General features: G+C 35.5%; 21 protein-coding genes. 7 read left to right on the top strand and 14 right to left on the bottom strand.

Going from position 1 to position 23,371, the window contains the following annotated elements:
- Nucleotides 1-123 precede the first annotated feature (123 nt).
- Nucleotides 124-1,710, top strand: coding sequence for a S41 family peptidase (locus ACFOUY_RS12760; protein WP_378961143.1), 1,587 nt, complete (start codon nt 124-126; stop codon nt 1,708-1,710).
- A gap of 141 nt (nt 1,711-1,851) precedes the next feature.
- On the opposite strand, the gene ACFOUY_RS12755 is transcribed toward ACFOUY_RS12760, so the two are convergent.
- The 3 genes from ACFOUY_RS12755 to ACFOUY_RS12745 form a co-directional block, all read right to left on the bottom strand.
- Complete coding sequence (locus ACFOUY_RS12755) at nt 1,852-2,451, bottom strand: hypothetical protein (RefSeq protein ID WP_378961141.1); 600 nt, start codon at nt 2,449-2,451, stop codon at nt 1,852-1,854.
- A gap of 67 nt (nt 2,452-2,518) precedes the next feature.
- The gene (locus ACFOUY_RS12750) at nt 2,519-2,872 is read right to left on the bottom strand and encodes a hypothetical protein (RefSeq protein ID WP_378961139.1); all 354 of its coding nucleotides are present in this window, start codon (nt 2,870-2,872) and stop codon (nt 2,519-2,521) included.
- Between the two features lie 113 nt (nt 2,873-2,985).
- Complete coding sequence (locus ACFOUY_RS12745) at nt 2,986-3,627, bottom strand: DUF47 domain-containing protein (protein WP_378961137.1); 642 nt, start codon at nt 3,625-3,627, stop codon at nt 2,986-2,988.
- 98 nt (nt 3,628-3,725) lie between these two features.
- On the opposite strand from ACFOUY_RS12745, the gene ACFOUY_RS12740 reads away from it, so the two are divergent.
- From ACFOUY_RS12740 to ACFOUY_RS12725, 4 genes are all read left to right on the top strand, one after another.
- On the top strand, nt 3,726-4,208 hold the full coding sequence (locus ACFOUY_RS12740; protein ID WP_378961135.1) for a GNAT family N-acetyltransferase: 483 nt from the start codon (nt 3,726-3,728) through the stop codon (nt 4,206-4,208).
- A 99-nt stretch (nt 4,209-4,307) separates the two neighbouring features.
- Nucleotides 4,308-4,775 (top strand): pyrophosphohydrolase domain-containing protein, encoded by a 468-nt coding sequence (locus tag ACFOUY_RS12735; protein WP_378961133.1) that lies wholly within the window; start codon nt 4,308-4,310, stop codon nt 4,773-4,775.
- Nucleotides 4,776-4,790: 15 nt separating this feature from the next.
- The gene (locus tag ACFOUY_RS12730) at nt 4,791-5,648 is read left to right on the top strand and encodes an alpha/beta hydrolase (protein WP_378961131.1); all 858 of its coding nucleotides are present in this window, start codon (nt 4,791-4,793) and stop codon (nt 5,646-5,648) included.
- A 37-nt stretch (nt 5,649-5,685) separates the two neighbouring features.
- Nucleotides 5,686-9,072 (top strand): DEAD/DEAH box helicase, encoded by a 3,387-nt coding sequence (locus tag ACFOUY_RS12725; protein ID WP_378961129.1) that lies wholly within the window; start codon nt 5,686-5,688, stop codon nt 9,070-9,072.
- Between the two features lie 83 nt (nt 9,073-9,155).
- Here the strand turns inward: ACFOUY_RS12725 and ACFOUY_RS12720 are convergent, their stop codons facing one another.
- The 4 genes from ACFOUY_RS12720 to ACFOUY_RS12705 form a co-directional block, all read right to left on the bottom strand.
- Complete coding sequence (locus tag ACFOUY_RS12720) at nt 9,156-9,971, bottom strand: SDR family oxidoreductase (RefSeq protein ID WP_378961127.1); 816 nt, start codon at nt 9,969-9,971, stop codon at nt 9,156-9,158.
- 35 nt (nt 9,972-10,006) lie between these two features.
- Complete coding sequence (locus tag ACFOUY_RS12715; protein ID WP_378961125.1) at nt 10,007-10,942, bottom strand: NAD-dependent epimerase/dehydratase family protein; 936 nt, start codon at nt 10,940-10,942, stop codon at nt 10,007-10,009.
- A gap of 120 nt (nt 10,943-11,062) precedes the next feature.
- The gene (locus ACFOUY_RS12710) at nt 11,063-11,803 is read right to left on the bottom strand and encodes a Crp/Fnr family transcriptional regulator (RefSeq protein WP_378961123.1); all 741 of its coding nucleotides are present in this window, start codon (nt 11,801-11,803) and stop codon (nt 11,063-11,065) included.
- Nucleotides 11,804-11,936: 133 nt separating this feature from the next.
- Nucleotides 11,937-12,518 (bottom strand): thymidine kinase, encoded by a 582-nt coding sequence (locus ACFOUY_RS12705; protein WP_378961121.1) that lies wholly within the window; start codon nt 12,516-12,518, stop codon nt 11,937-11,939.
- Between the two features lie 186 nt (nt 12,519-12,704).
- Here ACFOUY_RS12705 and ACFOUY_RS12700 point away from each other — a divergent pair, with 186 nt between their 5' ends.
- Nucleotides 12,705-13,850 carry a hypothetical protein gene (locus ACFOUY_RS12700; RefSeq protein WP_378961119.1) on the top strand — a complete coding sequence of 382 codons (1,146 nt, stop codon included), beginning with the start codon at nt 12,705-12,707 and terminating at the stop codon, nt 13,848-13,850.
- 89 nt (nt 13,851-13,939) lie between these two features.
- On the opposite strand, the gene rodA is transcribed toward ACFOUY_RS12700, so the two are convergent.
- From rodA to purN, 7 genes are all read right to left on the bottom strand, one after another.
- Nucleotides 13,940-15,202 (bottom strand): rod shape-determining protein RodA, encoded by a 1,263-nt coding sequence (gene rodA, locus ACFOUY_RS12695; protein WP_378961161.1) that lies wholly within the window; start codon nt 15,200-15,202, stop codon nt 13,940-13,942.
- Nucleotides 15,202-17,211 carry a penicillin-binding protein 2 gene (gene mrdA, locus ACFOUY_RS12690; RefSeq protein ID WP_378961116.1) on the bottom strand — a complete coding sequence of 670 codons (2,010 nt, stop codon included), beginning with the start codon at nt 17,209-17,211 and terminating at the stop codon, nt 15,202-15,204. The genes rodA and mrdA overlap by 1 nt, the downstream gene beginning before the upstream one ends.
- The gene (locus tag ACFOUY_RS12685) at nt 17,211-17,648 is read right to left on the bottom strand and encodes a rod shape-determining protein MreD (RefSeq protein WP_378961114.1); all 438 of its coding nucleotides are present in this window, start codon (nt 17,646-17,648) and stop codon (nt 17,211-17,213) included. Before ACFOUY_RS12685 ends, mrdA begins: the two co-directional genes overlap by 1 nt.
- Nucleotides 17,649-17,722: 74 nt before the next feature.
- Nucleotides 17,723-18,559 carry a rod shape-determining protein MreC gene (mreC, locus tag ACFOUY_RS12680; RefSeq protein ID WP_378961112.1) on the bottom strand — a complete coding sequence of 279 codons (837 nt, stop codon included), beginning with the start codon at nt 18,557-18,559 and terminating at the stop codon, nt 17,723-17,725.
- Nucleotides 18,560-18,632: 73 nt separating this feature from the next.
- Complete coding sequence (locus ACFOUY_RS12675; RefSeq protein ID WP_056092903.1) at nt 18,633-19,655, bottom strand: rod shape-determining protein; 1,023 nt, start codon at nt 19,653-19,655, stop codon at nt 18,633-18,635.
- A gap of 523 nt (nt 19,656-20,178) precedes the next feature.
- Nucleotides 20,179-21,705 carry a bifunctional phosphoribosylaminoimidazolecarboxamide formyltransferase/IMP cyclohydrolase gene (purH, locus tag ACFOUY_RS12670; protein WP_378961110.1) on the bottom strand — a complete coding sequence of 509 codons (1,527 nt, stop codon included), beginning with the start codon at nt 21,703-21,705 and terminating at the stop codon, nt 20,179-20,181.
- A gap of 359 nt (nt 21,706-22,064) precedes the next feature.
- Nucleotides 22,065-22,643 carry a phosphoribosylglycinamide formyltransferase gene (gene purN / locus ACFOUY_RS12665; protein ID WP_378961108.1) on the bottom strand — a complete coding sequence of 193 codons (579 nt, stop codon included), beginning with the start codon at nt 22,641-22,643 and terminating at the stop codon, nt 22,065-22,067.
- A gap of 243 nt (nt 22,644-22,886) precedes the next feature.
- On the opposite strand from purN, the gene rpsT reads away from it, so the two are divergent.
- Nucleotides 22,887-23,141, top strand: a complete 255-nt coding sequence (gene rpsT / locus ACFOUY_RS12660; RefSeq protein ID WP_056092894.1) for a 30S ribosomal protein S20 — start codon at nt 22,887-22,889, stop codon at nt 23,139-23,141.
- Nucleotides 23,142-23,371 lie beyond the last annotated feature (230 nt).

Raw genomic sequence — 23,371 nt, 5'->3', positions numbered from 1 at the left:
CGTATATAGACTGTACCAATTTGAATATTATTTAGTTATGAAACCATCATGATTTTGCCAACCACAAACACCACTGAATAAAATCATGATAGCTTCACAACCATTGAAAATAATTTTATGCATATGAAAATATCCACTCCACAATACATTGTGCTAATATCCTTCATTAGCCTGTCTGCATTTACGGCATGTAAAAAGACAGAAACGCCTGTGGTAACACCAACAACACCAAAAGAGGTAACAGCCACCAGAGATGAGCTTACAAGAGATTCGATATTTTTGTATGCTAAAGAACTTTATTATTGGAATACTTCATTACCAACTTATGAGGCTTTCAAACCTCGTAGTTACAATTCTAAAGAAACGGAGTTATATGCAATTACTCAGTTTTCACTAAACCCCACTACCGGGAGACCTTATGAATATGTTAGTGGTAGTACAGAGCCTAAATATTCTTTTTTTGATGAGGGTACAACAGGCACAACTGCCGCATTAAAGGCGGATGTTAACGGAACAGAAACTGATTATGGATTCTCTGTTTTGTATAATACTGAAACAGATTTACGAGTTAAATATGTTTATCCCAACTCACCCGCAAGCCAGCAAGGTTTATCAAGGGGTTGCAAAATAACTGCAGTAAATACACAAACAAATTTAACCTATAATTCGAGTAATGTTACTTTTTTAAATAGTGCTCTTTTTGGTACCAATGCAAGCGTAACGTTAACTTTTACAGATTTAGCTGGTGTTACTAAAACGGCAACCATCACCAGAGCAACTTATACAGTAAATCCGATATTATACACAAATGTTTATACTTCAGGAATAAAAAAAGTAGGCTATATTGTATTCAACAGTTATACTAACAATGCATCTGCAGCAATAAGTGCTGCTTTTGCAGGCTTTGCAAGTCAAGGGGTAACTGAGGTAATTTTAGATTTGCGCTATAATGGTGGGGGATATGTTAGTACAGCTACGCAAATTATTAATATTCTAGGTCCTGCGGCACAAACAGGTAATATTATGTACACCTCTTATTACAATGCTTTTTTACAAGGTTTAACCACAGCGCAGAGAAAGGCATCTGTTTTAGCACAACAACCGCTAACAGATGATGCGGGCAAATTACAAACTTTTACAGGTGGCGTAAATGGAAAATATGCAACTTATGCTGATTTAGATTATTCTTCAACTTCTGCAGATAATATTGAAAAATTCGAAAAATCTGGTGCTTTAAATTTAAGCCGTGTTTATTTTATTGTGACCAGTGCAACTGCTTCGGCTAGTGAATTAACCATTAATAGCTTAAAACCTGTGATGGATGTTAAATTAATTGGTACGACTACCTATGGTAAACCCGTTGGTTTTTTCCCAATTAAAATTGATAAGGTTGATATGTATATTCCCGAATTTGAAACTAAAAATCAAATTGGAATCGGTGGCTATTATGACGGATTATCAGTTGATAAGACGGCTTTTGAAGACTTAACTAAAGCCTGGGGCGATGAATCGGAAACCTTATTATCGTATGCTTTACTTTACGCAAAGACAGGTAGTTTTGTTTTGCCAGCAGCAAAAACGGCAAGTTTAAGTGCTCAATCTACAAAAATGCCTGCAAGGTTATCAGTTGCAGAACTTAAATTGGTTTCAGAAAGTTTGGATCAGAATAGCTTTAAAGGAATGGTAAAAGAACCTCGTAGAAAATTTTAAATAAATTATTTAAATAAAAGCTGTCTCAAAAATAGATAATAGTCATCCCGAGTTTGCCGAAGGCTTTGTTTAAACGTTTCGAGAGTCTCAACGTGACAAATTCAGAAACTATTTTGATTTTTGAGACAGCTTCCTTGTGTTTTACAATAAGATTTTACTACTGATGTCTTTATTGATGGTAATGTAACCCGGATATTTTACAGGCGTATTTCCAATCATAATGGTAGGTTTTATTTTAATCGTTAGCAAACCTAATTTTTCGTCACTTTTAGCGCCTTTCTGAGCTGCTTTTATGATGTCATTTAACACGTTTCCGTTAGAAATTAAACCATAAATATTGCTCGTCATTTGTACTGGTACAGAAACCGTTTGCCCTTGTGGAATACTTACCGGTTGATTTATAATCCCTTCTGCCAAATCGGTATTGTTCACCAAAATCTTATACTCAAACTGATTAATTGCAGCCAGGTTACCAGAAGGATTAGTGATTTCTAAATTTAGGTTTGCCCTTAATGGGATATCTTTTCTTAATAATCCTAAGGCAACACCTGGTAGACTACCTAGGCTAAAGTTTTGATCATTAATTAATTTAGCCAGGTCTGTACCTGCAAGGGTAATCTGATTTACGTTTTTAACCTTATATGTACAAGCCTCAAGGGCCTTTATTTGTTGTGCTTGCTTATTTATACCGCAACCGAACATTGAAACGGTTAAAAGGCAAAGCAATAGTTTCTTTTTCATGTTAATCATAACGCCAATTTAGTAAAACTATTTCAGCATGGATTTAAATATAATATTGATTAGCGGATTAAGGTGCTACGGTTTCGATTTTATCACCTTCGTCAGGCTTATCAGGTTTTTCTTCCGTATTTGGTTCATCGATTTGTTTATCAGTCGAATCATCAGTTTCAACGGTATCTTTTGCATTTTCAGGTTTTTCGTCAGTATTGGTACTTTCAGTATTTACCTTCGTACTAGCGTCTTGTTCAGTTTCTGTTTTTTCTTCGGCCGATTTTTCAGTATCAGGTTTTTCAAGAGGTTTAATCTCTGTAGTTTTGCTTTCTTCGGTTTCGGTTGATGGAACAATTGTTTCTACCTGATTTTGTGCATCCTCAGATGGTTTAGGATGTGCTTTTTGTGGGTTGTTATCTTGATTTTCCATAAATATCTTTTATATAACAAATGATTTTAGCGCATCTTTTGTTTTAATATTTGTGAATAAGCTAAAATATACCAGCGTAAAAACAGCAGAAAATCTCTTTAAAATCAGAAAAACTAAGCGTTTTTTAAGAAAATCGTTTCAATGATATTCGCCAAATCATCGCATTTATCTGTCGTTTTTTCTAACAAACTTAAAATTTCAGATTTCCTGATTAATGAAATGGCATCCGATTCGTTTTCAAACAATAGGGAAATAGATTGCTCGTAAAGTCTGTCGGCTTTACTTTCCAATTGGCCAACGTTTTGGCAAATATCAATTATAAGTTGTTTGTTTTTAAAGTGCTTTATTTCTTTAATCGCAACAGCAAGTTCGCTGCACATTTTGGCTACAATTTCTGCAAGTTTTAGCATTGCATCGTTCGAAACATTTAAATGATAAAGTTCCATGTTTAATGTGATGGCAAGAATATCATCAGCAATGTCGTCGATTTTAGTTGCCAGCGAGTGTACATCCTGTTTATCAAATGGAACAATAAAGCTCTTATTTAATTCATCATAAATCTTGTCTGTTGCTTTATCTCCAACTAACTCCAGCGCTTTTATTTCTTTAGAAAGTCGGCTTCGTTCTAGCTCATCTTTAGAACGGATAAAATGTACAAGCGCTTCAGAAATTTTAAAAAGGTTTAGAGCGCCTTCTTCAAACAAGGGTTGAAAGGTTTTATCCTTTGGAATAAATAAACTAAATATTTGATTCATATCTTCAATTAAATATTAGTAAATGTACCTTTGGTATATTAACAGAATATCAAATAAGTATTATATCGTAAATTTTATATCCAATAAAGAATATCTAAATGGCCATTCAGATTCGTAAAATAGAGGAACAAGATGACAAGGAATTAGCAGCGCTTATTCGTGTGATTTTTAGGGAATTTAAAATTGATAAACCCGGAACTGTTTACACCGATCCAACAACCGATCACCTTTCTGAAGTTTTTAAAAAAGAAGGTTCTGATTATTGGCTGGCCGAAGAGGATGGTGTTTTACTGGGTGGCTGTGGCATTTTTCCAACAGAGGGTTTGCCTGATGGCTGTGTAGAACTCGTTAAATTTTACCTTTCTGCCGAAGCGAGGGGTAAAGGACTTGGAAAACTTTTAATGCAAAAGAGTATAGAATCTGCTCAGCATTATGGTTATAATGAGGTTTATTTAGAATCTTTCCCCGAACTTTCTACTGCAATTGGCATGTATGAAAAGGCAGGCTTCAAAAAATTAGAACAGCCCTTAGGAAATTCTGGGCATTTTGCTTGTAATGTTTGGATGTTGCTGGTTTTGTAATTGCTTATTATGTGATTAAAATGGCTGATGTTTATAAATCACTAAAAATATTTATATCGTTTTTTTTAAGTTTGCTGCATCAAAAAATCAAACGATATCATGCAAGAAACTAATTCTTTAAATCAAGTTGCCGAATTTCATACCACATTTAAGCATCCAATTTTGGAATCGCCTGTTATACCTTCCAAGCAACGTGCTAACCTTCGTATTTCGCTTTTGGCTGAAGAATTAAAGGAATTACAAGAAGCGGTTGAAAATGATGATTTAGTTGAAGTTGCAGATGCTCTTTGCGATTTGCAGTATGTTTTAGCAGGTGCAATTCATGAATTTGGTTTAGGTGGGAAGTTTAAAACCTTATTTGATGAGGTTCATCGTTCTAACATGAGTAAGGCTTGTAAAACGGTAGAAGAAGCGGAACAAACCATTCAGTTTTACATGGCTAAAGACCAAACCGAATCTTATTATAAAGAAATAGACGGACTGTTTTTAGTTTTTAGAAAATCGGATGATAAAACCCTTAAATCTGTAAATTATTCGCCAGCTGATTTAAAAGCGTTATTGGTATAGATAGGAGGATCAAAATTGAAACGACTTAAAGCACTTGTAAATCAGCTTAAAAATGCTGCACATTTTGAGGGTAATACCGAAAATTTAATACGCGAGTTCATTTTTTATTCGCCTAAAATGCCTTTACGATTAGTTCAAGAGCAATTATTAGCTGCATCTAAACAATTTCAGTTAAGTGTTCCAGATACTTATTTTACTGGCGGAGAACTTAAAATTAATTGCTTTAGTTGGGGAAGCGGAAAAACTAAAGTTTTACTAACACATGGCTGGGCATCAAAAGCTGCCGATTTTGATGAGTTTATATCCGAGTTAATAAAAATTGAGGATACAGAAATCATTGCATTTGATGCACCTGGAAATGGAAGCTCTATATCGGAGTTTTCTAACCTGATGCTTTATGCAGAATCGGTAAAATCCATTAGCCAGAATTATGCAAAACCTGATTTTATAATCGGACATTCTTTGGGTGGCATGGCTAATGCAATCGCAATTCAGGAATTGGGCATATTGCCCAAATACCTAATCAGTATTGCACCACTAATCAGATTGAAAGAAAATTTCGAGCAAAGCATGGATGCTGTAGAGGTTAGTAAAGCTGCACAAGACAATTTTTTCAGAAACTTTGCGCATGAATTTCCAGTTAACGCAGAATATTTTAATCTGGTAGATTTATATACACTCAATGGTAAAGTAAAACATTTTTTAGCTTACGATCCTGAAGACCATATCGCTCCCCTCGCTTATTTAGAAGAGTTTTTAATCAAAAATGATTCGATAAACGCTAATTCTTACAATGGCATCGGACATTATAAAATTCTTAAATCGCCCGAAGTTATCCAAGATATAATTAAGCTGATAAGGGCTGAAATTTAAAAGGTTTTACTTACTTTTATTTGTTCAAAAAAATTAAATGGGGGAACAAAACTTGGGGCAGTTGGAAGGTGAAATTAATCCTTATGATTACATTTTAAAGGATTTCAACCTTAAAAACCTAAGCCATTTAATTATTCTAAAACATTTAAACCAGCAAATTCATACTTATGTTAAGGGTTATTTAAGCCTTTTTCCCGAGCAGATTGAAATTAATTTCGCCGCTTTTAGCCACGAGTCCGCTACCTTAAATTTTCCAATTGTTCAGGTTCAGCAAACCGATAACACGGTAAAATTATCTTGTAGATGTGATACACCCAAAAATAAGCTATGCGAGCATCAGGCGCAGGCATTATATAATATTCTAAAACGGCAGGATCTACTGATTTTCTTTGATGAAAACCTCCGCAGGCAACAGCTAGTTAAAGTAGCACTTGATTATGGACTGGAAAAAGAAGAAAATCTGGATTCGGTTTTTAATATTAAACTGAATAATGGTGGATTAAGTATTAGTCCTAAAATAAAAGCTTTACAGGCGTTTAATACAGAAGCGAGACAAAATCTTGAATCTGTTTTATTGCCAGAGATAAAAGCCAAAATTCCATTTAAAGGCACCAAGGATTCAAATAACTTAATACTCGTTTTAGGTCAGCACCGGTATTATAGTAATTTGAATATCGAATTATTCGAAGCCCAGATTACCAAAGCTGGTAAGGCTAAAAATCCTTTTAAACAGGTTAATCCAGCTGATTTAATTTTTAAGACAGAAGATAGTACCGAACTTAAATACTATAGCGGGATTTCAAAATTTCAGAATAACTATACACCCGGTCAGATAGAAACGGAGTTGGAAGCACTAAAAGCTATTGTTAAAAACCCTTCAAAAATTCCGGTGTATTTGCATGATGCAAAGCTATCTGCAAATATTCAGGCATCTTCAGTAACCGCGGTAGAATTGTTAATTCTGGATGGGGATTTAAGGTTAACGGTTAATCAGAAAGACGATTTTTTTGAAATTAGCGGGCGATTGATTATCGATGGAAATGCTTACTCGCTGGAGAATTTAAGAATACGATATGAATATTTCGTTCAGTTAAATAATAAATTATATCTACTCGGGCGTGCAGATTTAGTTAAGGTGATTGGCTTTTTTATTAAACAAAGTAATCGCCTGGTTATTCATAAAAGCAAGTACGCGGAGTTTCAAAAAAATATTCTAATTAAGCTGGAGGGCAGCGTTCATGTCGATTATTCTTATTTAAAACCTGCAACATCAAAGCAAATTGAAGAAAAGGGTTTCGATCTCGAAAATGAAAAACTGGTTTACCTGTCCGAATCGGAAGATTATGTTTTAATAACCCCTGTAATGCGATATGGCAATTTAGAAATCCCTGTTTTATCAAAAAAGCAAATACAGGCACAAGATAAATTCGGAAACCTTTTTACATTGCATAGGGAGGAAGAGGCCGAGCTGCAATTCATATCCGAAATTTTAAAACAACATCCATATTTTTACGATCAGGAAACTAATGATTCCTATTATCTCCACCGAAAACGATTTTTGGAAGAAGCGTGGTTTTTAGATGCTTTTGAAACCTGGAGAAGTAAGGATATTCATATACTTGGCTTTAATCAGCTTAAAAATAACAAGCTTAACCCGCACAAGGCAGAAATTAATATAGAAGTTTTAAGTGGAACAGATTGGTTTGAAACTAAAGTTAAGGTCAAATTCGGAAAGCAGAACGTAGCCTTGAAACACCTGCATAAGTCCATCAGAAATAAAAGTAAATTCGTTACACTCGATGATGGAACGCAGGGTATTTTACCCGAGGAATGGATTGAAAAATTTACTGCTTACTTTAATGCAGGTGAAATTGTAGAAGAAAGCTTGATTACGCATAAAATTAAATACGCATCGATAAATGATCTATATGAAGATGCTTTGCTTGATGGTAAAGTGCGTAATGAATTAAAAAACTTCAGACAAAAATTTGATAGCATTAATGCCGCTGAAGAAGTGGAAATTCCAAAAGCTTTGAAGGCTACACTTCGTCATTACCAGAAAGATGGCTTAAATCGACTAAATTTTTTAGATGATTTTAATTTTGGTTCTATTCTGGCGGATGATATGGGTTTGGGTAAAACGATACAGATTATCGCCTTTATTTTATCCCAAAGAGAAAAAGTACTTCATAATGTTAATCTTGTTGTCGTTCCGGCATCCTTAATTTTTAATTGGCAAGCGGAAGTAAAGAAGTTTGCACCATCTGTTAAAGTCAAAACCATATATGGCGCCGATAGAGTTAAAAATACCCTTGATTTTGACAATTTTGAAATTATCCTTACTTCCTACGGAACATTGCTTTCTGATATCAGATTTCTAAAAGACTATCGATTTAATTATATCTTTTTGGATGAATCGCAGAATATAAAAAATCCTGAATCGCAGCGCTACAAAACGGTTAGAATGTTGCAGTCGAGAAATAAAGTGGCGCTTACCGGAACACCGATAGAGAATAATACATTCGATTTATACGGACAGCTTTCTTTTGCCTGCCCGGGTTTATTTGGTAGCAAACAGCAATTTGCCGATTTATATTCTACGCCTATAGATCAGTTTAAGGATAGTAAACGTGCCGCAGAACTTCAGAAGAAAATCAAACCATTTATTTTAAGACGAACAAAAGAGCAGGTTGCTAAAGAACTGCCCGATAAAACCGAAATTGTTTTGTATTGCGAAATGGGCGAGGAGCAAAGAGAGGTTTATGAGGCAAATAAAAAGGAAATTCAGGATTATATTTTAGGTAAAACCGAAGATGAATTGCCTAAAAGTTCGATGCATGTACTCAGGAGCATTACACGTTTGAGGCAAATTTGTAATTCTGCAGCCTTACTTGCCGATGGAAAGTCCTATTTGCAAGCTTCGTCAAAAATTGATGTGTTAATTGAACAAATTGAAAATAAAGCAGCAAACCATAAAATCCTTATCTTTTCGCAGTTTGTAACCATGCTAGATTTAATTAAAAAACAGCTGGAAATAAAAGGCATTCGTTACGAATATTTAACCGGGCAAAGCCGGAAACGTGAAGAAATTGTTCAATCGTTTCAGGATAATGCAGATATTCCGGTTTTTTTAATCAGCTTAAAAGCTGGTGGAACCGGACTAAATTTAACCCAGGCAGATTACGTTTACCTGGTCGACCCATGGTGGAACCCGGCGGTAGAAAATCAGGCTATCGATAGGGCTTATCGAATTGGTCAACATAAAAATGTGATGGCAGTGCGTTTGATTTGCCCAAATACTATCGAAGAGAAAATCATGAAATTACAATCTGTTAAAAAAGATTTGGTAAAAGATTTAATTCAGAGCGAGGGTAATATGTTTAAAAATTTAACTAAAAAAGAGTTACTTGGTTTATTGAGTTAGTACATTTTATCATTGCGAGGAACCAAGCAACCTTCATTTAATAGATGAGCTGAAATTAGATTGCTTCGCACCTCCTTTTACCCTTATATTTTTATTTGAAACTTATAATCTAAAAATTCAGGAACATTTAAACCCTCCACAATTTTCCAGCTTCGCTTTTCTTCTAAAAACGATGGGATTTCTAATCCGGTTTCTTTAGCAGCATTTGTATAAAAATCTTTTTTTGTAGGATGTTCCGGTGAACAGGCATTGTAAATCCTGCCAAAAGCTTCGTTTTTTAAAATGGCTTCTGCAACACCAACCGCATCTTGCTGATGAATCAGATTTACAGGTGCTAAACCATTTGGTATATTTTTCTTGCCTGCAAAGAATCTTCCTGGATTTCTTTCCGGGCCAATTAATCCCGCGAAGCGAATAATGGTGAAATCAATTGGGCAAGTTTCTTTTAAAATTTGTTCTGCAGCCAAAACCATTTTGCCAGAATCGGTATCTGGATTGGTTTCGCTCCGTTCGTTTACTGCCGTATTTTCATCACCATAAACACTGGTTGAACTGATTAATATAAATTTAGCTGTTTTGCCTTCAGCTGATTTTAAAATGGCTTTAATTTTATCTGGATAGTTATTCAGCTCGCTCGAATTTCTTTTAGGCGGGATACAAATGAACAGAACATCAGTTAGAAAAAAAGTTTCGTCGGCCTCTATGCTTTCAGCCGTAAAATTAACCTGAAAAGCATTAATACCATTTTCGCTAAGTGATTTAAGTTTCTCTGGTGTAGTTGTAGAACCATTAACGGTATAACCTGTAGCAACAAGCTTTTTGGCTAAAGCCAAGCCAAACCAACCGCAACCCAAAATAGAAACTGTTTTAATGGTATTCTTATTTGCATTTAAATTCATATTTGCTAAAGGTACGTAGTTCCATATTCAAATTATTATTGATTCTGCTTCTTATACATCGTTTTTGATAGCTTTAAAATTCCATCGTAATAACTTGTTGGTTTAAAGTTGAACGCTTTTTCGAATTTTGTAGAGTCGAAATGGTAGTCATTTTCATATTGATAATACATTTCTACAGTGCCTGCAACAACTTTTTTAAACAAACCAACTAATCGTAGCATGAACTTATTAATTGTAGAATAGCTGGGTTTGGTGTCGTAAATCTTTGCAGCCATTTCTAGTAGTTCTTTTCCTTTTAAAGGAGGAGCAGTGGGTAAATGCCATATCTGGTTACCAGAATCTGGGCTTTGTCCAAGTAAGTACATGGCTTTGCCTGCATCTTCTATATAGGTGAAACTGTGCAATTTTTTTGGGTTTCCAATCCACTGGGCGCTGCCGTTTTTGGCAAATTTATCCAATACCATCATATCAAAAAAACTATTCATCGAGTCTGCTCCATAAAAGTCTGCGGCACGTGCAATGGTTACATTAATATTCCCAGCATGGCTTTCAGCCATTAGTTGTTCTGCTATTTTTGCCCTCACTTTGCCTTTTAAACTTTGGGGATTATAAGGTGTTTGCTCTGTCATGGCGCCATTTACCAGGCCATACATGTACACATTATCAAAGAAAATCAACCTTGCGCCTGTATTTTTACATAAATTAATTACATTTTGAATAATAATCGGCCATTGTTCTTGCCAAATTTTCACATCGTAAACCAGTCCTGCGCACAGGTAAATTACTTTTGAGCCTTTTGCAGCCTCAAATAGCGCTTCTTGGTCTAGTAAATCAGCTTTAATCCAGCTTACATTAGGATTGTTTGTAGCAACTGGTTTTCTACTTACCAATTTGACTGTTTCATTATTAGCTATTAACTCTTTGGTTAGTGCATTTGCTGTTGGCCCACCGGCACCTAATATTGTATGCATATTTTCTTTCTTTTAATTAAGACAAAGCTAGCTCATCAATTAGAATGAAAACGTTAACAAAAGATAAGGTTTATCGATTTTATAATTTAATAAATGATCTTCGAAACTTGATATATTTTTTTATTGCAAGAGCGTTCGCTTGCGGATACGGGAAAGGGAAACAGGTGTGATGCCTAAAAAGTTAGCAATGAAGTGTTGCGGAACACGTTGGAAAATATCACGTCTTGTTTTTTCGAGTTCAGTGTAGCGCTCTTCCGCACTCTGAATGATAAAAGAAGTTACCCGATCTTCATAACAACAGATATAATACTCAGCAATCAAACGACCAAAACGTTCTATTTTTAAAGCCAAAAGTGGGTTGTTTAACATTTTTTGGAAGTTACTGTGAGAGATTAGTATAAGCTTAGTTTCTTCTAATGCCTGAATATAATTGGTGCTAGGCGTACGCTTTATGAAACTTTTGTATGCGCTTGCAAATTCATTTTCGAAACTGAAATAACCGGTAATTTCTTGCCCGTCTTTAATATGATGGTAGCGTAAGGCACCTTGAACAATAAAAGCCATGTAGTCGCATACTTTACCTTCAACAGCAAAATATTCCTTTTTATCTAAGGTAGAAAAATCCAGGTATTGGGTGAGCATTTCCCATTCAACATCTGTAAAGGTTACAAATTGGGCTATTCCTGCTCTAAAAGCATTAATTTGAAATTGTTTATCCATATCAAGAATGAAATTCTGACTAAAGATACAGATAATAAGGCTTTGCCATTTTAATTGGTTTCTATTTAAAGTATTTGAACGGTTTGGGAATGTTTTGTTTAATAACGCTCTAAACGCTTTCAAAGGTGCTTCGGCAAGCATTGACAAAGCCTAAGTTTATGAGAAAAACTTTAGATGAGTATTTATTTCAGAATTATAAATTTCTAATAAATTGAGTTGAGATTTCGAACCACCAAACAGATTAACAAAGTTAACAATTAGCTAACCAGCCAACTTAACCCTTATCTAAATTGTAGCAAGCTCTGCAACGAGGCTCATAACTTTCTTTTTCACCAAGCAAAACAGTCGATTCGTCGGCTACGGTGCGATAACTGTACAAAGCAGGATTACCACAGCAAACACAAACTGCATTTACTTTGGTAACATGTTCGGCAATTGCCATTAAAGCAGGCATAGGGCCGAAAGGTTTACCGGTAAAATCCATATCTAAACCGGCGACAATAACACGTATGCCTTTCATGGCAAGTTTATTGCAAACATCAGGTAATTCGTTATCAAAAAACTGCGCTTCATCAATACCAACAACCTGAGTATTGGTTCCTAAAAGTAAAATTGCAGAAGCGCTATCAACAGGAGTGGAGTTTATTGAATTTAAATCGTGAGAAACCACAGCACTCTCATGGTAGCGGGTATCTGTACGTGGTTTAAATATTTCTACATTTAGTTTGGCAATCTGAGCACGCTTCAAACGTCTTATCAATTCTTCTGTTTTGCCCGAGAACATCGAGCCGCATACAACTTCTATGCTCCCAGAGAATTCGCCTCTTCTTCTAAAGTTTTGTTCGCTAAATAACATGCGCAATATTTATAATGTTCATTGTCAGGCTTTTTGAATCGCTTGATATGATGATGTAACTTTCTTTTTAATGAGAAAAACCCGCAAGGAAAGTATAATTTTTAAACCGAACAAATATGATAATTATGTGTTATTTTTGAATACTTAGTTACCAACATAAATCAGCTAAAAAATCGTTTAATATTTATGATGAATCAACAAGACATTTTCAGGAAGATAGGTAGTATTTTAACAGAATTGAATGATCAGTATCAATTCATGTCCAAAACCCCTGAAAATCTCAATGAGCTTGAAATGGAACTTTTTCTAGCCAATGCCGATTTTCTATCTGATCATGTCAGAATTGCACAGAAATTAAATACATTAACTCAACCGCCGCATCCTGCAGAAACCGATACAGGTTTTTTATTGGAAGAGCATAATACAATTGTTTTGCCAGAGGCGACCCAAGGCTATGCTGCCCAAGAAGAAGTATATGAACCTTCAACTTTGGAGGAAGTTGCAACTGCCCAAGAAGAAGAGGAGCGAATTGATATTGAGCCTGAAGAGGAGCGTATAGAAGATGAAATCATTAAGGAAGAAACTACCGAAAAGATATTAGAACATAATTTTTTCAAGCCTGATCAGGACGACCATAGTTTTGAATTTGTTTTGGGTAATCATTCTGCGGATGATAAATTTGATTATGAAGAAAAATCTGTTGATGAAATTTTCGACCGACCTTTAAGTCATGAGGAAGAGGAAATTTTAGCTCAAAAGAAAAGAATTCACGAGAAGGAAGAAATAAATGAGCCTGTTGCGACCGATGATGATGAAATAGGTCCTGAACCATTTTTAATTCCTCATGAGGAAGAGGTTAAGGAAGAAGCGCCTCAAACTTTGTTTTCTAGGGTAGAGCAGCAAGATGTTGAGCCAGTAAAGGCCGTTGAATATGATGAACCAATTATTTCCCCTGCGGTAGAAGAAAGGCCTGCATTTGTACCACAGGCTGTTCCGGTAAAACCTGTAGAAGCACCAATAGCTGAAAAGGCAGCGCCAACTTTGAACGATTTGCTGGCAAAAACGCATAGTCAAACTGAAACGGTTAAATCCCCAGTTGCAGATTTGAAACAGGCAATTAATTTAAACGAGAAATTGCTTTTTATAAAAGATCTTTTTAGTGGTTATAATATGGCTTATTCTGAGGCAATCGATATCGTAAACAAAATGACGAGTTTTGAAGCAGCAGATAGCTTCCTTCAAAATAATTATGCAGCTAAGAATAACTGGGCAGCGAAACAGAATACAGTTGATCAGTTTTACGAATTGTTAAACAGAAGATTTAGCAAATAAGAATAAAGAACAAGGAAAAAAGAGCAAAGAATATGTAGGTTTTTAATAGAACTTATCTTTATTCCTTGCTCTTTTTTCATTCATCTAAGTTAAATAAAGCCCATTCGGTTAGAATCCAACTTCAGGAAAATGAACAGCAATATGGTAAAACTCCATAGCGAAGAACCCCCATAACTAATTAATGGAAGGGGAATTCCGATAACTGGGATAATACCAATAGTCATCCCGATATTAATAAAAATATGGAAAAACAATATACAGGCTACGCTGTATCCATAAACTCTGGAGAAAGTAGAACGTTGCCTTTCTGCAAGATTAACCAATCTTAGCAAAAGAAAACTATATAAACCAATTAAAACAGAACAGCCCAGAAATCCCCATTCTTCGCCAACGGTAGAGAAAATAAAATCTGTACTTTGCTCGGGTACGTAGCCATATTTAGTTTGTGTGCCCTGCATAAAGCCTCTGCCTGTTGCCTGCCCTGAACCTATTGCAATTTGAGATTGTATTACATTATAACCCGCACCTCTGTTATCCGTTTTTAAGCCTAACATTAATTCAATTCTGCTACGTTGATGTGGTGCTAGAACTTTTTCGTAAGCAACCTTAATTAAAAACAGATAGCCTATGGCAATTAATGTAACCAGTACTGTCGTTATAATGAGCTTTTGTTTTCGCTTGTTGGCATAGATGAATAATCCTCCAATCGTTAAAAGAATGAGAATTAAAATATAGGTTGGTACGAGGAAATCAGCCACAAAAAGTACAATCATTCCCAGAAATATTAAAAGAAAATAGCCTGATAAGCCTTCACGGTAAAGGGGGAACATAAAAGCGAGGAATACCAATGCTGATCCTGTATCTGGCTGTAGCATAATTAATATTAGCGGCGCTAATACAATAATGGCAGCAAAAAATATCGATTTAAAATCTCTGAATTTGGGATTAAAACTACTTACATATCTGGCTAAAAATAATGCAGTTCCAAATTTTGCAAATTCTGAAGGTTGTAATCTGAAGGAACCAATCGGTATCCAGGCTTGGTTTCCGCCAACATTTCTGCCAACAACAAGCACTGCTACTAAGAGTAATAAGGTTCCTCCATAAATAAATGGAGAAAATACATTAAATAAACGACCATCAAATAACAAGATGGATAGGCCTAATATCAATCCAGAAACAATATAGATTAATTGTTTGCCATAGCTACTGGTAAAATCAAAAGCAGTTGCGTTTTCTGGATGAGGAATGGAGGCATAAATATTTGTAAAACCAATTGCACACAGAGCGATGTAGATTAAAACCGTGATCCAATCTACATTAAAAAAGAAGCGATTTCCTTGTTGCTGCATCATTTTTTTGTGCCCTCAGGGTTGCTGATTTTACTATTTGGTTTGTTTATTAATTGTACCGATAATGGTCTTTTGGTTGATGCTGCTTTAATTCGTAAACTGTCCTTAACTTTTTTTGTAGAATCAGCCTTTTTTATTTTCAAACTATCCATCTTCGAGAGTCTGATTTTTTTAGTTTTATCAATTAACGGAGGGAGCAGGTTTTGTTTTTTCATCCATTCTACCTGAGCAACCCTTGCGCCAGTTACTTTGCCCTGAATGTATTTTTCTACCATATAACTCGCTATTGGAGCTGCGTAGGTGCTTCCAAAGCCTGCATTTTCTACAATTACGGCAATGGCAATTTTTGGGTTATCACGTGGTGCAAAACCAATAAAAACAGAGTGGTTTTTTCCTCTTGAGTTTTGAACCGTACCAGTTTTTCCGCACATCAAAATATCCGGGATTCTTGACAATACAGCTGTTCCCCACGGACTGTTAACCGCATCCTGCATTCCATCAATTACGGGTTCGAAATATTTTGCATCAACACCAACATAATTTTTAGTTACATATTCCTTTTTAACCAGCATTTTATCGCCTATTGCCTTTATTAAATGTGGTCTTATGTAATAACCTCTATTTGCAATAATTGCCATTGCATTTGCAATTTGCAAAGGTGTTGCAGTTATCTCACCCTGCCCAATTGCCTGAGAAATTACGGTTGTATAACCCCAACGCTTTCCATAAATTTTATCGTAATGATCTGCATTATAAAAATATCCTTTCTTTTCGAAAGGCAAATCGATATCTAATTTTGTTCCAAAACCGAATTTTGCAACTTTATCACGCCATTCCTGATACGTCTGACGTTGGTTCTTCATGCCGTTTTTGGTTATCAATTTTTGGAAAACATGACAGAAATAGGTATTGCAGCTTCTTGCAATTCCTCTACGCATGCTAATGTTTCCATCAACGTGTTCGCATTTTACTTTATGATTTCCGGCCATGTAATAACCCGGGCAATTGAATGTCATATTAGGATCGATAACTCCTTCTTGTAAACCAATCAGCGCATCAATGGGTTTAAAAGATGAGCCTGGAGGATAATACCCCTGAATTGGGCGAACCATTGATGGGCGGTAGGGATTGCCAATTAAATCCATGTAATTATTTCCCTGACTTTTTCCAACCAATAAATTTGGATCGTAACCCGGGCTACTCACCATTGCAATAATTTCGCCAGATGAAGGTTCTATTGCCACAACTGCACCAACTTTGTTTTGCATTAATTCTTCACCCAGTTTCTGAACCTCGATATCGATGCCCGAAATTAAGCGCTCTCCAGATACTGCATTAATGTCGTATTTCCCATCGGCATAACTTCCTTGAGGCGTGTTTTTAGCATCGTAAACAGTGTTAACAACGCCACGTTCCCCACGTAAAACATTTTCATAAGAACGTTCTAGTCCGCTTTTGCCAATATAATCGCCAGAGCGATAATAGCCTTCTGATTTGTCAATATCGACTTGGCTAACTTCCTTTACATAGCCAAATAATTGCCCTGCAACACTGTCGGGATAATGACGTATGGTTCTGTCTTGAGTTGAAAAACCCGGAAAACGATACATGATTTCCTGTAGCCGTGCATAACTTTGTACAGAAATCTGTTTAGAAAAAGGGGTAGATTGATAATTAGATTTCCCTCTTGCTTTTTTTAGATTCTTGCGAACATCTTCAAAAGAAATTTCAAGGGCATTAGCAAGTGCAAGTGTATCAAAAGGTTTCACTTCGTTTGGGATAACCATTAAATCGTAAACAGGTTCGTTTTGAACGATAACCTTATTGTGGCGATCTAAAATGGCACCACGGGCTGGGTATTTGAATTTTTTCTTTAGTACGTTACTTTCTGCAGCAACAAAAAACTTATCGCTAACAATTTGTATATAAAAGAGTTTTGCCAGTAAAATAAGGACAATAACAATAAATAAACCTTGTATAACGTACTTGCGATTAAATAACTGCTCCATTAGCGAGATGTTCTTTTATAGAAGATAAACTCTACCAGTAAAATAATAAGTAGTGTAAAGATACAACTTAAGCCACATCTCATTAAGGTATAACCGATTTCTGTTAACCTAAATGTTTCTAAAAAAAACAGCACAAGGTGATGGGTGATTATGCAAAGGAAAGCATATAAAGCAAACCATTGAAAGCCCATATAGCCTAAAGAAGGCTCTGGGTCGTCAATTGCATCTTTATTTAAACTGATGGATATAAATGAAATCCGAACAAATGCCAAAACCACACAAGCTGTAGCGTGTACGCCCATAGTATCGTAAAAGGCATCGAGGGTTAAGCCCGTTCCAAATGCCAGTAAATACAATACAATATTTGGAATGCCAAATGGCAGAAGCAATAGAAATAAAACGTAAATAAAAGGCGTAGATAAATCGTAGAACCCCATATTTTTGAGCAAAAATATCTGCACAAATAAAAGGATGAACCATCTGATTATATTTACTATGATTAATCTGCTGTTCATTTTGGTTTAACAGGGTTTTCTAAAGTCTCTTGTTCCTTTGCTAATTTATCCTTTATAACGTAAACATATTGCAGTGTACCAAAATCGTTAAATAAGTTAACCTCTCCTGATAAGAAATTATCGTTTGTTGCAATGTTCGTTTTGCTTAACCGACCAACAAGAATACCGGCAGGGAATTTGCCAAAGCCAGAAGTCACAATTGTATCGCCAACACTCATTTTGATGTGATTAGGAACTTCCTTAACAAAGGCTTTTTTAATGTCAAAGTTGCCATCGCCCCAAACTAAAGATCCGATTGCGTTATTCTTTTTAATTACAACACTAATTTTAGTGTCTTTATGCAAAAGCGATTGTATGGTAGCCAAATGAGGAGATACATCACGAATAAAACCGACTACACCTTGTTGAGGAGAGATTACAGCCATGTTCGCTTCAATTCCATCCAGAGTTCCTTTGTTAATCGTCATTACATTATTACGTAAGGTAATAGAGTTTTTAACAACTTTAGCTGCCAGATAAGTGTATTGCTGATTGGTTGTTGTATCGATGACTTTTATGTCTTTTGCAGAATCAACCGTAGTTAAGCTTAACAATTTTGTTTTGAGCTTGGCATTTTCTGCCGCAAGACTATCGTTTACCATTCCCAGGTTTAAGTATCTTTTAAAAATATTTAGCCTTTCGTAGGCCGTGCCAACAACCTCATTTGTAGAGTTTAAGGTTACACTGCGTTGGTAAGAATTGTTCTTCACCGTTAGGTAAACACCAATAACGAAAAAGATAATAAACAAGAAAAATGCGTTGTATCTGCTTATGAAAATCCAAAGGTTACGCATTCGGTTATGAGTTGTGAGTTGTAGGTTATGAGTTTTGGCTTTTAACCTTTAACTCATAACCCGTAACAGTAATTTATTGCATTAAGAATTTATATGTTCCGATGTTTTTAAGCGCAATACCGGTTCCGCGAACAACCGCACGTAGCGGATCCTCTGCAACATGAACTGGTAGTTTAGTTTTGGCCGCAACACGTTTATCCAAGCCTCTTAGTAACGCACCACCACCTGTTAAATAAATACCAGTTTGGTAAATATCTGCTGAAAGCTCTGGAGGTGTAATCTCTAAAGCCTTCAAAATCGCTTCTTCAATTTTTGAAATCGATTTATCTAAGCAATGCGCAATCTCCGTGTAAGAAACTGTAATTTGTTTTGGAACACCTGTCATTAAATCACGACCCTGAACGGCGAAATCAGCAGGTGCATCCTGTAATTCAGGTAAAGCAGCGCCAACTTCAATTTTAATTTTTTCAGCAGTTCGGTCACCGATCATAATGTTATGCTGGCGACGGATATAATTTACAATATCGGAGTCGAAGTTATCTCCCGCAACACGGATAGATTGATCGCAAACAATACCAGATAAAGCAATAACCGCAATTTCGGTAGTACCGCCACCTATATCGATAATCATATTACCCATCGGCTCCTCCACATCAATTCCAATACCTACAGCAGCAGCCATTGGCTCATGAATCAGGTAAACCTCTTTAGCACCAGCAATTTCGGCCGAATCACGTACTGCACGTTTCTCTACCTCTGTAATGCCTGATGGAATACAAATTACCATACGTAAAGATGGAAACATCCAGCCTTTACCGCCGTTAAGCATGCGAATCATACCTTTAATCATTGCTTCTGCAGCGTTGAAATCGGCAATAACACCATCTTTTAAAGGGCGAACGGTTTTTATATTATCGTGGGTTTTACCCTCCATTTGCATGGCCTGGCGACCGATGGCAATAACTTTGTTTGTAGTACGGTCAAAAGCAACGATAGATGGTTCATCTACAACCACTTTGTCGTTATGTATAATTAGGGTGTTCGCTGTGCCTAAATCGATGGCAACTTCTTGCGTAAACCAGTTAAATAATCCCATGTAGAAGGTGTCTTTATTTTAATTTTGTTAAATCTATACTATTCCTAATGTAAAAATAGCTTTTTTATTGTTTTAAGTTTGATATTCCTTATTCATTTAATTGATTTTGTTGCAATTAAAATATTTGGAAAATCGAAACCTGTAATTCTTAGGTTAAATCTTTCCCGCTATTGGTAATAATATTTTTGTTAATTGCCAATCTGAACGTATTCAAATGCCCTTGGACAAAAATATTACCACTGCTATCGGGTTTATTTTACTTGGATTCGATTTTTTTAATTCCCGTTCCATTCTAAAATCCCCTGCAAGTTGTCAGTCTCAGTTTGCCGAAGACCATCTTCTAGTCGAGCACAAAATATTTGTCCTTCGACCACGCTCATGATGACAATATTTTCCATGGTCTGCGTCCTCACAGACCATTTGTATGGTTTTTTTAGGACACAAACCGAGGGTTTAAGATTGCTTCGTGCCTCGCAATGAATGAGTAGAAACAAACCTTAAACCTTCCGCCTTCTACCTCAGCTTAGTGCTTAAAGTGTCTAACGCCAGTTGTAACCATTGCAATGCCTTTTTCATTTGCTTTTGCAACAGAATCAGCATCTTTAATAGAACCACCTGGCTGTAAAACAGCCGTAATTCCAGCTTCAGCTGCAATCTCTACGCAATCAGGGAAAGGGAAGAAAGCATCAGATGCCATAGCACTTCCTTTAACACTGAAACCGAAAGAAGCTGCTTTCTCAATTGCTTGTCTTAATGCATCAACACGTGAAGTCTGACCAACACCGCTTGCAATTAAAACATCATCCTTAACCAAAACAATGGTATTTGATTTAGTGTGTTTTACAATTTTGTTGGCAAAATATAAATCTTTTAATTCTTGTGCGGTAGGCGCTTTATCGGTAACGGTTATCATTTGCTCAGGGCCTTCGATAATTAAATCTTTATCCTGCTCAATAACACCGTTTAATAATGTTTTAAATTGTTTTTTGCTTAACTCTACTTCGTTGCGTTGTAAAATAACACGGTTTTTCTTTTTGCTGAATAATTCGATAGACTCTGGCTGATAAGAAGGAGCAATTAAAACTTCGAAAAACAAGTTGTTAATTTCCTGAGCTGTTTCTAAATCAACCTCAACATTTGTAATTAATACACCACCAAAAGCAGAAACAGGATCGCAAGCTAATGCATCTAACCAAGCTTGTTTAACCGTTGGACGGGAAGCAATGCCGCAAGCATTTGTATGTTTTAAAATTGCAAAGGTAGGGTCTTCAAATTCATCAATTAAAGCAACCGCTGCATCAACATCAACTAAATTATTATAAGAGAGTTCTTTGCCGTTTAATTTGGTAAACATGGCATCTAAATCACCGTAAAACACACCACCTTGATGAGGGTTTTCTCCATAACGCAAAGTTTTTGCCTCTGTTACACTTTGTTTGAAAACATCAAGTGGCTCTTCCTGATTGAAATAATTAAAAATTGCCGTATCATAATGAGAGGATGTATGGAAAGCAGTTTTAGCAAACGATTTACGCTGTGCCAAAGTAGTTTCTCCGTTTTGCGCTTCTAATTGTGCTTGTAAAGTAGGATAATCATTTTTGGATGCAATAATAACCACATCGTTAAAATTTTTAGCAGCGGCACGAATTAAAGAAATACCACCGATATCAATTTTTTCGATGATTTCTTCAGCAGATCCGCCAGCCTTTACCGTTTCTTCAAATGGGTATAGATCAACGATAACCAAATCAATTTCTGGAATTTCGTATTCTGCTATTTGCTGCTTGTCGCCTTCTAAGCCTCTACGGTTTAAAATGCCACCAAATACTTTCGGGTGCAAAGTTTTAACACGTCCACCCAAAATAGAAGGATAGCCCGTTAAATCTTCAACAGCCGTAACTGGCAAGTTTAAATCTTTAATAAATTGTTCGGTTCCGCCGGTCGAAAATAACTGTACGCCTTGAGCGGCTAACAATTTTACCAACGGAGCTAAACCGTCTTTATAATATACTGAAATTAAAGCGTTTTTGATTTTAATGGACTGACTCATTCTACTGTAGATTTTGAGCCGCAAAGGTAGTAAAACACGATGGTTTTTTTGTTATGTTTCTGGTGTAAAAATCAACCTCATTGTTAAAAAAAATAATTAGTTTATTGAGAAGTGGTGATTTTATGCATTTTAGAATTTTTGCTAATTTTAGAAATGGTTGCTTGATTTTAATTCCGCTTGATTAGAAAGTTAAACTTGGTTTTACTTTTGATGAATCGATTTAGGCTACCAGAGTAGTTTTTAAATTGTTTATTAAAAGGTAAACACAAAAATATTAGTGATTTTCTTTGATAAGAATTCTGCCTAAACTATAATTTGCAACAATTTATGGCACATAAAGGCAGTATCTAAGGCTAAAATTATTTCTTAATCTTTTTAACAATGCTTTCTACAATTCTTGGGTAGTGTAAATGTTCAAGTTGTTGGCCCTTGAATTTTACCATCTCCAGATTGTCGTTCTTATCTATTTTATATCTGGCCTGGTAGATATATTCACCCTCATCATAATTCTCATCTACATAATGAATAGTTATACCGCCTTCGGTTTCCCCAGCTGCAATAACCGCATTGTGTACATTGTCGCCATACATGCCCTTACCGCCAAATTTCGGTAAAATAGCCGGATGTATATTGATTATTCTGCCAGGATAGGCTTCGATTAAGTTTTTAGGAATAAGCCATAAAAAACCAGCTAGTACAATAAAGTCTATATCCAGGTTTTTAAGTAAGTCTATGATTTCATCCGTTTTATAAAATTCGTGCTTATCGAAAATATGGCTGGGTATTTCGAAATTATCTGCTCTTTGTAAAACATAGGCATCTGCATTATTGGTTAATACCAGAGAAATTTCTATATCGGTGCTTCTTTTAAAATGCTCCATTAGTTTTTGGGCATTAGAGCCCGAACCTGAAGCAAATATGGCTATTCGTTTTTTCACTAAAAATTCGTTTTCTCCAAAAATAACATTTTTAAGCAGGTATTCTTAATAGATAGCAAATTTTATAACATATAATTTATGTTGTAAAATTTGCTAATTTTAATGTACTTTTGCACTTCAAATAAAGGGATTAAAAAAACTCAATAAAAAATTGAAAAGTGTTTTGTATTTTAAAAACATTAATCCTATATTTGCAACCCGAATTATAGGAAACGAATAAGAAAAAATAAAGGCTAAATTAAAATGGCAAATCATAAATCTTCATTAAAAAGAATTAGAGCAAACGCAACTAAGCGTTTACGTAACAGATATCAGGCAAAAACTACACGTACTTTTATTAAAAGATTACGTGCAGCAGAAGATAAAAAAACTGCTTCTGATTTATTGCCTAAAGTAATTTCTATGCTAGATCGTTTAGCTAAGAAAAACGTTATTCACAAAAACAAAGCGGCGAACAATAAATCTAAATTAACGAAATTCGTTAACGGTTTAGCATAATCCAATTTTTTTACGATATTAGTATCAGGCATCTCAACCAAAAATTGAGATGCCTTTTTTTATCAAAAAAAATGGAAAACTACGAACAAAAAATCGGCATTAAGCTTTGGGCTGAAGAAGACCGAGGATCAAGCAAAAAAGTTGGGGATTAATCTTATGCATAAATTTTAGATAATCTGAATAGAAAGAATTTCACATTCCTCACACCTCTGAACTGTGATCTGAATGCT

It is taken from the genome of Pedobacter jamesrossensis, assembly GCF_042650905.1.
GTDB classification, from domain to species: domain Bacteria; phylum Bacteroidota; class Bacteroidia; order Sphingobacteriales; family Sphingobacteriaceae; genus Pedobacter; species Pedobacter jamesrossensis.
The sequence above is the reverse complement of the archived record's forward strand: the minus strand, read 5'-3'. Positions and strand labels throughout refer to the sequence as shown.